The organism is Algibacter sp. R77976 (genome assembly GCF_044594645.1).
Classification (GTDB): Bacteria; Bacteroidota; Bacteroidia; order Flavobacteriales; family Flavobacteriaceae; genus Algibacter_B.
The window spans coordinates 2,090,234-2,104,413 of the sequence record NZ_CP138989.1 but is presented as its reverse complement, the minus strand read 5'-3'; the positions used below and the strand labels follow the sequence as shown (position 1 = coordinate 2,104,413).

Sequence of the window (14,180 nt, the reverse complement as noted above, 5' to 3'; positions counted from 1 at the left end):
TATTTTAATTTTCAATTATAATTTATGACTGTTAAGACTAATGTTATCCTTAATCATAACGAAATTAACCATAAAATTAGGCGTATAGCTTTTCAAATTTACGAAAGCAATGTTAATGAAAAAGAAGTCATTCTTGCTGGTATAGATAAGAATGGTTATGTTTTTGCCAAAAAATTAAAAACGGTGCTTCAAAAAATTTCAGATATTAACCCTGTACTTTGTAAAGTTAGCATTGATAAAAAAAATCCGTGGCAGGATGTAAAAACATCTATCTCTGAAGAAGATTATAAAAATAAATCTATCGTACTTGTTGATGATGTTTTAAATTCTGGCACAACTCTAATATATGGTGTAAGGCATTTTTTAAATGTTCCTTTAAAACAATTTAAAACAGCAGTATTGGTAAATAGAAATCATAAAAAATATCCCGTAAAAGCAGACTTTAAGGGTATTTCTTTATCTACTTCATTACACGAGCATATTGACGTTGTTTTAGAAGGAAAAGAATTTAGTGCCGTTTTAGAATAATTCTATAACGATATCTTCTACAACATCATCTTTTGTTTTATTATCAATAGAGACTTTAATTTCTGCTTGATTATAAAAATGAGAACGCTCAAATAAATGCTTTCCAATAAATTCTGTCATTTCTTCTAGTGTTTCAATATGAGAAATTAATGGACGCTTTGCTTTTTTACGTAACAATTTATTTGCTAATGTTGGTAAAGTCGCTTTTAAGTACACACACTTAACATTTTTAGCAGCCAAAATAACATCCATATTCCCGCTATAACAAGGTGTTCCTCCTCCTACTGCCAAAATTGTATTATTTTCAGAATTAATTAAGGCATTTAAATAAAGGGCTTCTTGCTTTCTAAAATAAACTTCGCCTTTAGTTTTAAATACTTCACTAACGGTTAAATTCTCCTTTTCTTCTATATAATCGTCTAAATCAAGAAAATTATAATTCAATTTTGCTCCTAATTTCTTTCCAATTGACGTCTTTCCTGAAGCCATATACCCTATTAATACAATGATCATTTTTTCGTTATAAATTGATTATTAAAAACATACGTATTTAGGGTGCAAAAAAACAAAAATTTATTTAAAAAAACTCTTGTTTAATTAAAAATAGGTACTATATTTGCACCCGCTAACAGGAACATATGTTATGTTAGTTTGGAATAATGACCTGGTAGCTCAGTTGGTAGAGCATCTCCCTTTTAAGGAGAGGGTCCTGGGTTCGAGCCCCAGCCCGGTCACAAAAAAAGTTAAGCTTTATTGCTTAACTTTTTTTATTTTTATACACTTTATTAATGCGCACGTGGCGGAATTGGTAGACGCGCTGGCTTGAGGGGCCAGTATCCGTTTTAGGATGTGGAAGTTCGAATCTTCTCGTGCGCACTTAAATTAACTTCTATTATTTAATTGATTTAAAAAATTTTGGTAATTAGTATTACCAGGGTATAATTGAATTAATTTATTGATTGCCGTTTTTGCTTGTTCTGTTTTATTACTTTTTGAGTACAAATAAGCTAACATATATAATAAGCTTTCATTATTTGCTTCTATTTTAAGCCCTTTTAACACATATGCTTCTGCGTTTTTTAAATCGTTTAGCTTATTATAAAGTAAACTTATATTATAATATATTCTTGTGTTTTCGGGCATCAGTTTTATAGCTTCTTGCATCTGTAAAATAGCTTCACCATACCTATTTAGTTCTGCCAATAACAAACCATAAGAATAATACGTTTGTCCAAATTTTGGTTCTTGTTTAATTATAGTTTTAAAAGCAAGTTCTGCATTTTTAAAATCTTTATTTTGATAATACAGGTTAGCCAAATTAGTTCTAATTATATTATTCAGGTTATCAATTTCTAAAGCACTTTCATAACCTTGTATGGCTGTATTTAAATCGCCCTTTCTTAAAGCATAATTAGCTTTTTTAATTCTACCTCCAACAAAATCAGCTGTTGCCTTTAGGTTGGTATCAAATTCCTTTTTTACTTTTCCATATGCTTCTTTATATGTTTCTGGTATTTGAATTTCATCTAAAGATGCTAAAACATAAAATGCTTTAACTCTAATAGACCGTTTTTCATCTTCAAGTAACGGCAAAGCATATTCTATATAATCTTGTGCATTTAATTCTCCTAATACATCTAAAGACGCTCCTCTTACTAAGGGTGAATCGTCATTTAAAAAACTAATCATTTTATCAATACTTGTTGCGTCTAAATAATTATTCATGGTTTTTACTGCAGATGCCCTAGCAATTTCAGGGTAAATACTATCATTTGCTAATTCTAACAAATCTTTTAAACCATTTTCCTCCCCAACGATACCAGGTGCCAAAAGCTCTGAAAAATGCTTGTTATCTGGCTCTCCATAATAATTCTTAAATTGCTCCCAAGCCCATTCGTTATCTTTATCATCGTGGCATTCTGTACATGCATTTGGAGACCCATATTTTAAACTTAAATCTGGTCTTGGTATTCTAAAACTGTGATCTCGTCTGTAATCATTCCCCATGTAAAATCTCCCGGTCATATGGCACTCAATACATTTTGAACCTTCGGAATTTTCTTTATGAAAATGATGAGAAGGTGTATTATAAGAATCTGGTAAATGACATTGCGTGCATAATTGATTGTCTTGAAATTTTAATTGTAACGAATGTGAATCATGGCAATTAATACAACTCACACCATTATGATACATTTTACTTTGAACAAAGGAACCATACACGTAAACTTCATCTAAAATTTGCCCATCTGGATAGTAAAGGTTTTCTTCAATTAATTGAGGAAAATAATGATCTAACATGCTTCCTTCAAAATTAAAATGATCGGTAACTTGTTCCCTTCTCATATGGCATCTTGCACATTCGTCTACAAGTTTTTTAGAATCTGAAATACTTACCATTTTTAAATGACCACTTGGCTTGTATTCTCCACCAAGTCTATTAACTTCTTCTACATGGTCCTTTCCAGGCCCATGACAAGCTTCACAACTTACATTTATAATCGCATATTTGGTATCGTAACTATGGGTTTCAAAATCGTAATTTTTTCTAACATTTGTTGAGTGGCAGTCAGAGCACATGGTATTCCAATTTAAACCACCTCTAGACCAATGCAACCACTCAGAATGGACTACTTTAAAATTCGGGTACAAATCAAACCATGTGTTTTTTTTAGTATCCCAAGCTGTTCTTAAACATTGATAATGACCATTTGGAAATTGAACGATATACTGTTGAAGGGGTTTAACACCAAAAACATATTCAATTTTATAATCTTCATAAGTCCCATCTGGGCCTTCGGTATTAACATAAAAATCGTCATCCTTTTTAAAAAAATGAGAAGTAACGCCTTGACTTTTAAATTTTGTATTGTTAAAATCTCCCAGAATCGTTGAATCTGAAACTATTTGCATAGCTTTATCATGATGTGAGCCTTGCCATAATTCAAATTCATCTTCATGACATGATTTACATTTTTGGTCTCCTAAAAAATGATTATCTGGAATTAACTTAGTAGATTTAAAAACATTCTCAATGACTTCAGACTTACCTGTATACTTAGATTCTTTTTGTTTACACGAGAAAAAAAACACAATTAAAACAAAAACGAATACTGATTTATTAAAAATTTTCAATACTAAAAAATTAAGATTTTACCGATTTTAAAAATAATCATTTTATAACTTATAAAAGCTAAGTAAAATCATGTTTTTAGATCAAAAAAAAGAATGAATTATTGTGAATAATTGCTAATCAAATAAAAAAAATGTACTTTTGTTTAATAAAAATTAAATTTTAATGAACAATATTAAAGTAAACTTTAGTATCAAAGACCTAGAAAACCTTACAGGTATTAAAGCGCATACCATAAGGATTTGGGAAAAACGATATAACTTACTTAGCCCGAATAGGTCTGACACTAATATTAGAAATTATAGTTTAACTAGTTTTCAAAAACTATTAAATATCTCATATTTAAACAATAACGGTTTAAAAATATCTAAAATTGCCAGTCTTGATGAAGAGCAAATTCCTATAAAAGTAAGGGAGATAGCATCTAGAGCAAAAGTTGAGGATCATGCTATAAATGCTCTAAAAATGGCAATGATAAACTTCGATCAAGTTTTATTCTACAGCACTTACAACAACCTCTTAGAAAATAAAACATTTAGCGAAATATTTTATTCTGTATTCTTACCACTACTTAATGAAATAGGTATGCTTTGGCAAACTAATACTATTACTCCTGCACACGAACATTTTCTATCTGTGCATATTAAACAAAAAATACTTTTAAATACTGAACGCTTGCAGCTTTTAGAGCCAAAACCGGTTTCAAAAACATTTGTTCTTTTTCTTCCTGAAAATGAAATTCATGATATCGGTCTCCTTTTTGTAAACTATCAATTAAGAAGTAAAGGCTACCACACAATATTTTTAGGAGAAAGCGTACCTATGGAAAGTCTTACTGATTTACTTGACTTTTTTGAAGACATTACTTTTGTATCTTATTTTACAGTTTACCCTGAAGCTAAAGATATGTTAGGTTACATTAAAACTTTTAATGAAATGCTGCTTAATAGTGATAAAACTAACTTGTTTTTGTTAGGAAAAAAACTATCTGAAGCTAATTTAGAAGATCTTCCTAAAAAAGTAAGTATCTTTAATTCTATAGAAAATTTAGTTAAAGTTTTATAAAGTGCCTTATTTTGTTTAACTTTATATTATATTTATTAAACAATGAAAAAAACAATAGCCATAATTGGTTCTGGATTCTCTGCTTTATCAGCGAGTTGTTACTTGGTAAAAAACGGGTACGATGTCACTATATTTGAAAAAAATAGTTCGGTAGGTGGTCGTGCTAGACAACTTAAAAAAGAAGGGTTCACTTTTGATATTGGTCCTAGTTGGTATTGGATGCCAGATATATTTGAAAAATTTTTTAAAGACTTCGGAAAAACAACATCAGATTATTACTCCTTAGATAAACTAAGCCCAGCTTACAAAATATTTTTTAAAGACGAGGTTATTACCATTGGTGATACGATGGACAAAATATGTTTAGAGTTTGAACGAATAGAACCGGGTAGCGCTAAACTACTTCGAAAATTTATAAACAAAGCAGCAACAAATTATGATATAGCCATTAATAAAGTGGTTTTAAAACCGGGTCTTTCTCCTTTTGAGTTAGTAACTCCAGAAACTGCAACTAGGGTGGATCAGTTTTTTAAAACAATTAGTGGCGATGTTAGAAAGAAGTTTAAAAACCCAAAATTAATTTCTACTTTAGAATTCCCTGTACTGTTCTTAGGCGCAAAGCCGAGCAAAACACCTTCTTTTTATAGTTTTATGAACTATGCAGATTTTGGTTTAGGAACATGGCACCCAAAGGGTGGTATGTATGAAGTTATAAAAGCCATGAAAAGTCTAGCTGAAACACTTGGAGTAAAGATTCAAACAAATAGCCCAGTAGAAAAAATTAATGTAAATAATAAAATAGTGTCGTCAATAGTAATTAATGGAGAAGAAAAACCATTTGATATTGTTTTAAGTGGTGCAGATTACCATCATTCTGAAACACTATTAAAACAAGAATACCGTCAATATTCTGAAAGCTATTGGTCTAAAAAAACCTTTGCACCTTCTTCCCTACTATTTTATGTTGGTTTTAATAAAAAATTAAAAAACGTAGAACATCATAATTTATTTTTCGACACCAGCTTTGAAACCCATGCCGAAGAGATTTACGATAATCCGAAATGGCCAAAAGACCCCTTATTTTACGCTAATTTCCCATCGGTTACAGATGCTTCTATGGCTCCTAAAGACTCCGAAACAGGTTTCTTTTTAATACCAATTGCACCGGGAATAGAAGATACAGAAGCTATTAGAGCACAATATTTTGACATCATTATGTCTCGTTTTGAAAAACTTACTAAACAAAATGTTACAAATAATATTATATTTAGAGAATCCTTTTGTGTAAAGGACTTTGTAAAAGAGTACAACTCATACAAAGGGAATGCATATGGAATGGCAAATACGCTTTCTCAAACAGCATTTTTAAGACCTAAATTGAAAAGTAAAAAAGTGACTAATTTATATTTTACAGGCCAATTAACGGTTCCAGGCCCGGGAGTTCCCCCGGCATTAATATCTGGAAAGTTAGTTGCAGATTTAATAACCAAATACCATAGCAATTAATATGAAGTCCATATTTGACAAAGTTTCTTATAATAGCAGCAAGCTGGTAACAAAAACATATAGCACATCGTTTTCGTTAGCTACAAAAATGCTATATAAATCTATACGTGGTGATATTTACAATATTTACGGTTTTGTGCGTTTTGCTGACGAAATAGTAGACTCTTTTCATGATTATGATAAAGAAACTTTATTCAATAGATTTTCAGATGATTTAGAATTAGCCTTAAAAGACAGAATAAGTCTTAACCCAATTTTAAATTCATTTCAACATACATTTCATAAACATAACTTAGACAAAACACAAGTTGACGCTTTTATGAATAGTATGCGATTAGATTTACACAAAACAACTTATTTGACTGATGAAGAATACAAGGCTTACATTTATGGGTCTGCCGACGTGGTTGGGTTAATGTGCTTGAAAGTTTTTGTAAATGGTAATGATGAAAAATACAATGAACTTAAAGATACAGCAATGGCTTTAGGTTCTGCATTTCAAAAAGTAAACTTTTTAAGAGATTTAAAAGCTGATTTCGAAGGGCTAGATAGAACCTACTTTCCAAATACAGATTTAAAAAACCTCAACGAAATGTCAAAACAAAATATTATAGACGATATAGAAGCTGATTTTCAAAAAGGATTAAGTGGTATAAAAAAACTACCCATTGAAGCTAAGTTTGGCGTTTTTATGGCCTATAGATATTATAGCCAACTTCTTAAAAAACTAAAAAAAACACCTGCATTAAAAATTAAAGATTCAAGAATTCGAGTTTCAAACCCAAAAAAAATTGAGCTTTTAATGCGGAGTTATGTAAAATATCAATTAAATTTAATGTAAATTTTAATCATGCACACGTTATACTGGATTCTTATATTTTTAGGGACTTATGCTTTTATGGAGTTTATGGCTTGGTTTACTCATAAATACATAATGCATGGCTTATTATGGAGTTTGCACAAAGACCATCATCACAAGGATCACGACAGTTGGTTTGAGCGTAACGACGCCTTTTTTATATTTTACGCAATTGTTAGTATTGGTTTCTTTTTACTTTGGAAAAACACTAGCTTTTGGGCTGGATTACCTATAGGTTTAGGTATTTTTGCATACGGATTATCCTATTTTATAGTTCATGATATTTTTATACATCAACGCTTTAAGCTTTTTAGAAATGCTAATAATTGGTATGCAAAAGGCGTAAGACGCGCACACAAAATTCACCATAAACATCTAGGTAAAGAAGATGGAGAATGCTTCGGTATGTTGTTTGTGCCATTTAAATATTTTAAAAAATAGTATTTTCAGACTTCTTAAATGAAAAACCATACCCATTTCGATTATATTATCATTGGCAATGGGTTAGCGGGATTACAACTTGCTTTAAAAATGAGTTTGGATGCTTTTTTTAATACAAAAAACATTGCTTTAATTGATCCATCAAAAAAGGACACGAATGATAAAACATGGAGTTTTTGGGAAACAGAAGATTCACAATGGGATCAAATCACCTACAAATCATGGAATAAAGCTTCCATAGTAACATCCAAAAAAGAGATACGTTTAGAACTCAATCCATATTCATATAAGTCGATACGCTCAATTGATTTTTATAATTACGCAAAAGAAAAGCTTTCTACTAAAAATAATATTGATTTTATAATTGAACGTGTTGAATCATTGCATGAAGGTAATCTTATTAAAGTTTCAACCAATAAAAACAATTATAGCGCCACGCATATTTTTGATAGTAGAATTCCTGAAACTTTTTCAATACAATCAAAAAAATATATTTCAATCATTCAGCATTTTAAAGGATGGATTATTAAGTCTGAAAATAAGGCTTTCGACAAAAACAACATCACCATGATGGATTATAGGTTGAAAGATGGTGAACAAACCACATTTACCTATGTGTTACCTTTTTCTGAAACTGAAGCTCTAATTGAATTTACCTATTTTACTTCTCATGTTGTAAATGAAAACACGTACGATGATTTTATTAAGAAGTATATAAACGATTATTTAAAAATAGAAAACTATTCGATTATTGAAACTGAAAAAGGGCAAATACCTATGAGTAATTTCCCCTTTGAAAAATTCAACACAAATAAAGTTACTAAAATTGGTACCGGTGGTGGTTGGGTAAAAGGATCAACAGGTTATTCTTTTAAAAACACAGAAAAAAAAATTGAAAAAATAATTGATAACATTAAAGCAAATAAAACCCCATCTTCTAATTTATTCAAAAAGAAATATAAATTTTATGATAAAGTCTTTTTAAAAGTATTAAAAGATGAAAACCATAAAGGCGAATGGATATTTCAACAGTTTTATGATAAGAACAGCGTGCAGACAATGTTTCGTTTTCTAGATGAAGATTCTACTTTTCTTGAAGAACTAAAAATAATGATGTCGTTATTTTCTTGGAGTTTTATAAAGGCGTTCTTTAAAACACTTTGATTATTTTTGAAACCACTAATTAACCACATTAACAGGATTACCTTCTAAAAAAGCCTTTAAATTTTCAACTGTAGTCTGCATTAATCTAGCTCTTGCTGCTCTAGAAGCCCATGCAATATGAGGTGTAATAATACAGTTTTTGGCTTGCAATAACGGGTTATCTGCCTTTATAGGTTCAGTTGAAACCACATCAACGGCTGCTCCAAAAACTTTACCTAAGTTTAGGGCTGTTTTTAAATGATCTTCAACAATCAATCCGCCACGAGATGTGTTTATAAGCATTACACCATCTTTCATTTTATCAATATTCCCTTTGTTAATAATGCCCTTTGTATCATCAGTTAGAGGACAATGCAAACTTATAATATCTGATGATTCTAACAATTCATCAAACGAAACAAACTTACACGTTTCAGTTTCTAATTCTGGTTTTTCGCTTCGGCTGTAAGCCAAAATATTCAAACCAAAAGCTTGAGCTATTTTAGCAGTAGCTTGTCCTATTTTCCCAAAACCAATAATTCCTAAAGTTTTTCCATCCAGCTCTATTAGCGGTGAATTCCAGAAACAAAAGTCTAATGACTTAGTCCACTCACCTTCATTTACAGCATTTGAATGGTTACCAACATTATGACACATCTCAAGTAATAAAGCCATGGTAAATTGCGCCACAGCTTGAGTGCCGTAAGTTGGCACATTGGTAACTACAACACCTAATGCTTTAGCTACTTTTACATCTACTACATTATAACCAGTCGCTAAAACCCCTATATATTTTAATTGAGGAACTTGTGTTAAAATAGCTTTAGACAAAGGCGTTTTATTAGTAAAAACAATTTCAGCATCACCAATATTTTTCACTATATCTTCAGAATTATTTCCTGTTCGGTCATAAATCAATACATCACCAAATTGCTCAATACCTTTCCAACTTAAATCTCCTGGGTTAAGCGTGTAACCGTCTAATACAACTATTTTCAATTTGTAATTTGCTTTTTATTAAGTATTAAAATTATAGTAAATTTCTCAAAAAAAGTAAATTATAAAGTATTTTATTTTTTAAGCAACGTATCAATAGTTTCTCTAACCGAATCGCTATTCCAATTGGCAGCGCCAGTTTTATCAATTATTATATGCCCAGCTTTATCTATTAAAAAAGTTCTAGGAATACTTGACACATCAAACCCTTCAGGATATTTTGTTATTGGGCTATAAACACTAAAAGTATAATTATTTGCTACCTTAAATGTGTTAATTTTAGAGAATTCTTCATTTGAAACAAAAGCAAACTCAATTTTATCTTTATAATCATCATACAATAATTGCATACTAGGCATTTCTGCAATACAAGGTGGACACCAAGTTGCCCAAAAATTAACTAAAACGACTTTGCCTTTTGTTTGTTCAAAATTAAAAACAGCATCATTTTCATCTTTCAATTTCCAATTATAATCTTCAATTATAATTTGTTCCGACTCTTCTATTACAGAAGGACTAAAAACGGCTAAAGTCTTATGAAGTAATACTTGAATGGGTTGGCGGGTTTGCGGAATTAATAACACCCCTATAATTATAAAAAATATAATGTTCTTTATTTTGCTTTTAGAAAGTTTCATTTTATAAAATATTAAAGCACAGTTTCAAAAATTGAAACCATGCCTTAAATCTAACAAAAAAATTTATTTTTATCTTGAAACTGTACCACTTAAACTAGCTACAGGTCCAGCCCCCATAGAAATAGCGGTATGATCTGCCGCATTATCCGGCACTACGTGTGCCAATGGCTTTAGTGCAAAAGGTGCAGCGCTATTATCTGGACTTGGCTCTACTGAAATTACAATCGTTCTTCCTTTTAAATCTGTTGGAAAAGTTACTCCTGCTGCGGTTCCCTTTACGTAATCTTCACCTGGATATCCCGGTCCATTACCTACACTACCTTTAAAAGGCGAGGTTGCCGCATTATCATCTGCCATTTCAGCATCTAAAAACGTACCTGTAGTTATTGGTGTACCATCAAATACTACCCAACCCTCATATTGCCAACCTGCAGAAAGTGTTGGTAAATCTAAACCTGCTACCATAGATCCAGTTGAATTATCTAAAAACCAAACACCGCTCGATTCATTAGTATCATCAGAATCTGTAGGAGTTGCTAAAATATATGTTCCAGATGCAGAAGCAAAATCTGCTACAATGCCATCTGAACTAACACTTGCAGAATCTCCAGAGAAGTCTCCAACTAAAAGCTTTGTATCTGCTGGGGCAGGGTCAGGATCAACTGCTGGCTCTATTGATAATACAAAAGTAGTTGCTGCATCAAGAGTTTCTTTTTCAATTGAAAAACTAGTTTCAGATAAATTACCACTATCGTCTACTGTAAAAACACCTGTTGAAACTGGGCTACCATCTACTATAATCCAGCCTTCGTATACAAAGTCGTCTCCTAAATTTTCTAATCCATCTAAAGATATATTTAATCTTGATGTTACGGTTCCGTCGTCATCATTACTACAAGAAGTAGCAAAAATCCCAACTGCTATTACTGCTAAAAACATTTTTTTAATCATGATATATTTTTTTTTAAAGTTGTTTAATACTTCAAAAGTATACCTCCTATAGATTATAAAATGTTAGCTATCTAACATTACGCACTTTTATGATGAATTCTTATCTCTTTTCTAGTAAATTCGATGATATTTTCTTCTTTTAATTCGTTTAATAGAATATTTAGTGTTGGTCTAGACGTACCAATTAATGAGGCAATATCTTTTTGAGTATATGGATGATGAATAACTTTATCTCCAGTTTTTTCACAATCATAACCATAATCTGAACATAATTCGTCTAGAAATTCTATAAGTCGAGTTTTAGCATCTTTAAAAAGTAATAATTGTAAGCGCCTTTCTAGTTTTTTCAATCTAAAACCAATAACCTTATATATTTTTAAACTGAAGGTTTGATTGTTTCGCATTAACTCATGCATAGTATTTACACCAACTGGACAAATACTTGTACTATTATCAATAGATTGAGCAAACTCTTCTCTTGTTGATTCACCTAGAATAGCTGTTTCACCAAAAATTTCGCCACGAGTTAAAATAGCTTTTACCACCTCATTACCATCTTCACTATAATACCCAATCTTAACTTTCCCTTTTTCTATAAGGTAAACTTTATTTGCAGAGTCTTCTTCAAAATAGATATAGTCTTTCTTTTTATAGCCATCAAAGTCATGATCTTTTTTGTAGGCTTTGAATTTATGTGGACAGAGTACCTTGAAAAGGTTAACATCGTCAAAAAACCAGAGTGATTTCATTGTGATAAATAGTTTTGTTAGAAACTATACAGTCGGAAAAACTTAACCTTACTTACTTGAAAAGCATAAAAAAACCTCCACAATGGGAGGTTTAACTATTTAATATTTAAAATGTTATTCTTCTTCGTCTGATGCTTTCTCATCAGATAACGAATCTAACATATCATGTTGTTGCAATAAATTATACCATTGTATTACTTTTTTAATATCGCTAGCATAAACTCTATCCTCATCATAATCTGGTAAAACATCAAAGAAATACTCTTCTAATTTATCTTTACTGTCTTTAGCTTTTACAGATGTTGGCTTACCATCCTCTTTCTTTTTAATATTCTCAAAAACTTGAATTAATGGAACTTCTTCGGTTAAAGTATAAATAGCAATTTCACTTAATACACTAACATTGTTCTGTATACTAACAGAAATTCTTTTTTTATCAACTAATGATTCAGCAACAAAACCACCTCGTGTTTGTGTTATTAATTTAAATAAACCTGGTTTTCCTGAAATTGAAATTACTTTTTCTAAACTCATAAATTATTTTTTGAAAGGCGCAAATATCAAATGTTTATTAATGTCTTGCAAATATTATCGCTTCTTTTTTTGGGCAGGAAAACGCATTCTATAATCAATATTTATTTTTCCTTTGGATATATTGGTAAGTCTACCTTTTATTAAACGTTTTTTTAAACTAGATAATTTATCTGTAAACAGAATGCCTTCAATATGATCGTATTCATGTTGAATAACTCTAGCCCTAAGTCCATCAAAAGTTTCTTTTTGTGCTTTGAAATTTTCGTCAAGAAACTCAATGGTAATAATAGGTTTTCTAAACACATCTTCCCTAACATCTGGAATACTTAAACAGCCTTCGTTAAAAGCCCACTCATCCCCTTCTTCTTCTACAATCTTAGCGTTAATAAACACGCGCTTAAAACCATTTAAATTTTCTTGTTCCTCTTTGCTTAAATCTTCATCTTCTGCAAACGGTGTTGTATCAACCAAAAACATTCGAATTGGCAAACCTATTTGTGGAGCAGCAAGACCAACTCCATAAGCATTATACATGGTTTCGAACATGTTTTCTAAAAGTGTATCGAAATTTGCATAATCTTTAGTAATGTCTTTGGCTTTCTTTTTTAAAACCGGATCTCCGTATGCTACTATTGGTAAAATCATTCTTTACTTTTATTAATCTTTGCAAAAATACAATACTTATACATTATGCCTTGTATTTAACAAAAAATTATTCTTTTTAAATTCCTGCATATATAGGAATAACAATTTCAAATGGATCTTAGAAGCAAGATATCGTGGAGTTCTTTTTAAATTAACTATTTTGAATATAAATAGCTCTGTAAAATAAGTGTTGCACTAATTTCGTCTACTAATGCTTTGTTCTTTCTTTGATTCTTTTTTAAACCACTATCAATCATGGTTTGAAATGCCATTTTTGATGTAAAACGTTCATCAACACGTTTTATTGGTATGTTTGGAATTACTTTTTCTAGTTTAGCAATAAATTTAATAATATGCACTTCGCTCTCAGAAGCTGTATTATCCATTTGTTTAGGCTCACCTACCAAGAATAATTCAACTGATTCTTTTTTAATGTAATCTTTTAAAAATGAAAGTAACTCTTTAGTATCAACCGTAGTTAGCCCAGAAGCAATAATCTGTAACTCATCTGTTACAGCTATACCCGTTCTTTTAGTGCCAAAATCTAATGCTAAAACTCTTGCCATATTTCTTTTTTGCAAAAATAACTTAAAAAACAAGAAAGGCTATCCTTTTTAGAATAGCCTTTATAAAATAATTAACCTTAATTATTAATACTTGAACAATATTTTTAAGCTCTAATAGCTTTATTCATTTCTCTAAATAATATATTGATGTTACTAACCTTTCTTTTACGGTTTAAGTAAATTCTAATATCGCTAGAACTACGAGCGATTGTCTCGTTTACTTGAGAAGCATCAATTAATAATGAATCATTTTCTTTAATAGTATTAACCTCTGCAGATACAGGAGCTATTTCATCTTCAATAGAAATAGTTTTATTAACTTCAATCTCTACAACTTCAGAAGCACTTTGTGCATTCCCTAAAGAGACTGTTAGTAATAAAATTAATAATATGTAAAAATTTGTTTTCATAAAAGTTTATCGTTGT

The 14,180-nt window shown here is 30.5% G+C and carries 16 protein-coding genes and 2 tRNA genes; 8 read left to right on the top strand and 10 right to left on the bottom strand.

Translation table 11 applies throughout. From position 1 onward, the window contains the following. The first annotated feature begins 24 nt into the window (after window positions 1-24). The gene (locus SJY43_RS09315) at window positions 25-528 is read left to right on the top strand and encodes a phosphoribosyltransferase domain-containing protein (protein WP_396600471.1); all 504 of its coding nucleotides are present in this window, start codon (window positions 25-27) and stop codon (window positions 526-528) included. Here the strand turns inward: SJY43_RS09315 and SJY43_RS09310 are convergent. Then, a complete protein-coding gene (locus SJY43_RS09310; RefSeq protein WP_396600470.1) occupies window positions 520-1,041 on the bottom strand; it encodes a shikimate kinase in 522 nt (173 codons plus the stop codon). The genes SJY43_RS09315 and SJY43_RS09310 overlap by 9 nt on opposite strands. A 148-nt stretch (window positions 1,042-1,189) precedes the next feature. Between SJY43_RS09310 and SJY43_RS09305 the strand changes: the two genes are divergently transcribed. Both SJY43_RS09305 and SJY43_RS09300 read left to right on the top strand, forming a co-directional pair. Then, a tRNA-Lys gene (locus SJY43_RS09305) sits at window positions 1,190-1,262 on the top strand. Between the two features lie 56 nt (window positions 1,263-1,318). Beyond that, a tRNA-Leu gene (locus SJY43_RS09300) sits at window positions 1,319-1,404 on the top strand. Window positions 1,405-1,410: 6 nt separating this feature from the next. Here SJY43_RS09300 and SJY43_RS09295 read toward each other — a convergent pair. Next, on the bottom strand, window positions 1,411-3,663 hold the full coding sequence (locus SJY43_RS09295; protein ID WP_396600469.1) for a tetratricopeptide repeat protein: 2,253 nt from the start codon (window positions 3,661-3,663) through the stop codon (window positions 1,411-1,413). Between the two features lie 163 nt (window positions 3,664-3,826). Between SJY43_RS09295 and SJY43_RS09290 the strand changes: the two genes are divergently transcribed. The 5 genes from SJY43_RS09290 to SJY43_RS09270 are packed head-to-tail and all read left to right on the top strand — an operon-like array spanning window position 3,827 to window position 8,696. Beyond that, entirely contained in the window at window positions 3,827-4,726 is a 900-nt protein-coding gene (locus SJY43_RS09290) for a MerR family transcriptional regulator (RefSeq protein ID WP_396600468.1), read from the top strand. Window positions 4,727-4,768: 42 nt separating this feature from the next. Next, complete coding sequence (locus SJY43_RS09285; protein WP_396600467.1) at window positions 4,769-6,232, top strand: phytoene desaturase family protein; 1,464 nt, start codon at window positions 4,769-4,771, stop codon at window positions 6,230-6,232. A gap of 1 nt (window position 6,233) precedes the next feature. Further along, window positions 6,234-7,073, top strand: a complete 840-nt coding sequence (locus tag SJY43_RS09280) for a phytoene/squalene synthase family protein (RefSeq protein WP_396600466.1) — start codon at window positions 6,234-6,236, stop codon at window positions 7,071-7,073. 9 nt (window positions 7,074-7,082) lie between these two features. After that, entirely contained in the window at window positions 7,083-7,532 is a 450-nt protein-coding gene (locus SJY43_RS09275; RefSeq protein WP_396600465.1) for a beta-carotene hydroxylase, read from the top strand. 18 nt (window positions 7,533-7,550) lie between these two features. Continuing rightward, window positions 7,551-8,696 (top strand): lycopene cyclase family protein, encoded by a 1,146-nt coding sequence (locus tag SJY43_RS09270; protein WP_396600464.1) that lies wholly within the window; start codon window positions 7,551-7,553, stop codon window positions 8,694-8,696. Window positions 8,697-8,711: 15 nt separating this feature from the next. Here SJY43_RS09270 and SJY43_RS09265 read toward each other — a convergent pair whose 3' ends face one another. From SJY43_RS09265 to SJY43_RS09230, 8 genes are all read right to left on the bottom strand, one after another. Then, on the bottom strand, window positions 8,712-9,674 hold the full coding sequence (locus SJY43_RS09265; RefSeq protein WP_396600463.1) for a D-2-hydroxyacid dehydrogenase: 963 nt from the start codon (window positions 9,672-9,674) through the stop codon (window positions 8,712-8,714). A gap of 71 nt (window positions 9,675-9,745) precedes the next feature. Next, window positions 9,746-10,309 carry a TlpA family protein disulfide reductase gene (locus tag SJY43_RS09260; protein ID WP_396600462.1) on the bottom strand — a complete coding sequence of 188 codons (564 nt, stop codon included), beginning with the start codon at window positions 10,307-10,309 and terminating at the stop codon, window positions 9,746-9,748. A 69-nt stretch (window positions 10,310-10,378) separates the two neighbouring features. Continuing rightward, window positions 10,379-11,260, bottom strand: a complete 882-nt coding sequence (locus tag SJY43_RS09255) for a hypothetical protein (RefSeq protein ID WP_396600461.1) — start codon at window positions 11,258-11,260, stop codon at window positions 10,379-10,381. Window positions 11,261-11,337: 77 nt separating this feature from the next. After that, window positions 11,338-12,009, bottom strand: coding sequence for a Crp/Fnr family transcriptional regulator (locus SJY43_RS09250; protein WP_396600460.1), 672 nt, complete (start codon window positions 12,007-12,009; stop codon window positions 11,338-11,340). 114 nt (window positions 12,010-12,123) lie between these two features. Next, entirely contained in the window at window positions 12,124-12,543 is a 420-nt protein-coding gene (locus SJY43_RS09245; protein WP_396600459.1) for a DUF5606 domain-containing protein, read from the bottom strand. 54 nt (window positions 12,544-12,597) lie between these two features. Beyond that, on the bottom strand, window positions 12,598-13,188 hold the full coding sequence (gene def, locus SJY43_RS09240) for a peptide deformylase (RefSeq protein WP_396600458.1): 591 nt from the start codon (window positions 13,186-13,188) through the stop codon (window positions 12,598-12,600). A gap of 155 nt (window positions 13,189-13,343) precedes the next feature. Further along, window positions 13,344-13,754, bottom strand: coding sequence for a Holliday junction resolvase RuvX (gene ruvX / locus SJY43_RS09235; protein ID WP_396600457.1), 411 nt, complete (start codon window positions 13,752-13,754; stop codon window positions 13,344-13,346). A gap of 104 nt (window positions 13,755-13,858) precedes the next feature. Then, complete coding sequence (locus tag SJY43_RS09230; protein ID WP_396600456.1) at window positions 13,859-14,164, bottom strand: hypothetical protein; 306 nt, start codon at window positions 14,162-14,164, stop codon at window positions 13,859-13,861. Window positions 14,165-14,180 lie beyond the last annotated feature (16 nt).